1 protein-coding gene is annotated in these 1399 nt (G+C 57.5%); it reads left to right on the top strand.

What is annotated here, in order from left to right; all coding sequences use genetic code 11:
• Window positions 1-96 precede the first annotated feature (96 nt).
• Window positions 97-1128 carry an IS110 family transposase gene (locus ACI77H_RS30000; protein WP_288912375.1) on the top strand — a complete coding sequence of 344 codons (1032 nt, stop codon included), beginning with the start codon at window positions 97-99 and terminating at the stop codon, window positions 1126-1128.
• Window positions 1129-1399: the final 271 nt, after the last annotated feature.

Genomic DNA, 1399 nt, shown 5'->3' with positions numbered 1-1399 from the left:
GGCCAGAAGCAATGGGATGGACTCCTCCTCACCTCGGCATCTTGAGTGCCAGACTGAAGGTGCGAACCACAGTCAACAGCGAGAAGGAGTCCACACATGAAGCTTATGCGAATTGGGGTCGACCTGGCCAAGAACGTGTTTCAGATCCACGGTGTGGATTGCCATGAGAAGCCGGTCTGGCGGCAGCGGCTACCACGTGATCGTTGGCTGCAAACGGTGCTGGAAAAAGTCGAACCTGGTTGTGAGATCGGAATGGAGAGTTGCGGTGGGGCCCATCATTGGGCGCGGCAACTCGAAGCTCGCGGATTCCGAGTCAAGCTAGTCGCTCCCCAGTTCGTTAAACCTTATGTCAAAAGCAACAAGAACGACGCGAACGATGCCGAGGCGATCTGTGAAGCGATGAGCCGTCCCAGCATGCGCTTCGTCGCCATCAAGACGATCGAACAACAGGATATCCAGGCAACGCATCGCATCCGGGCCGGCTTAATCGAACAGCGCACGGCCAAAGCCAATCAGATCCGTGGGCTGGTCGCCGAGTACGGCCTCGTTGCACCGAAGGAATTACTGATGCTGCGTCGGGCGATACCGTGCTGGCTGGAAGATGCGGATAACGGTTTGACGGCTCGCTTTCGTTGTCTGCTGGATGGTTTGTGGGGCGACCTTTGCACACTGGATAAGCGCGTGGGTGAACTCAATAACGAGCTATCCGCAATCGCGGCAAGCGCGCCACCTGCCGTCCGCTTGCAGCAATTACGCGGTGTTGGCCCCATGATCGCCACAGCGCTCATCGTCGCTCTCGGTGATGCCCGTCAGTTTGCCAATGGCCGACAGTTTGCCGCCTCGCTGGGACTGACACCGAGGCAACACAGTTCTGGTGGTAAGGATCGACTGCTCGGTATCAGCAAGCGCGGTGATGCGTATCTGCGAACATTGATGGTGCATGGTGCACGCTCGGCGCTACGCACAGCCAAATCCAAAGAGGATCGACTCAGCCAGTGGGCCGTTCGTTTAGCCGAGCGATCGCATCCCAATGTGGCCGCTATTGCGCTGGCCAACAAAACTGCACGCATGGCTTGGGCGATGCTGCGTTACGGCACTGATTACCAACCGGATCAGGCAGCGGCCTGATTTATTTACCCGACGTGCTCTACGAGAGAAACAACTCTTAACCACGATTGCGAAGCAACCCTAACGATGGCAAACCGGTCGAACCGGCGTCGGCAAAACCCTCAAATGTCCAGGTGCGCAAAGCACGTAGAAGCGATTGGGAGCTGGCGCGCGAATAGCCCATCATGGCCCTGCATCGAAACGATGCTGTATCCAGAGGCCGAATATACGTGTGCAGTCGGCACGGGTGCCAAAGCGAGGGGGCTTGCAATGAGGAGGAGTCCATATACGG

Origin of the sequence: Pseudomonas sp. O230 (genome assembly GCF_045447035.1) — a bacterium.
Lineage (GTDB): Bacteria > Pseudomonadota > Gammaproteobacteria > Pseudomonadales > Pseudomonadaceae > Aquipseudomonas.
The sequence above is the reverse complement of the archived record's forward strand: the minus strand, read 5'-3'. Positions and strand labels throughout refer to the sequence as shown.

Bases quoted from the DNA above. Each gene is read 5' to 3' on its own strand.
- ACI77H_RS30000 (WP_288912375.1), top strand. From the start codon at position 97: ATGAAGCTTATGCGAATTGGGGTCGACCTGGCCAAGAACGTGTTTCAG.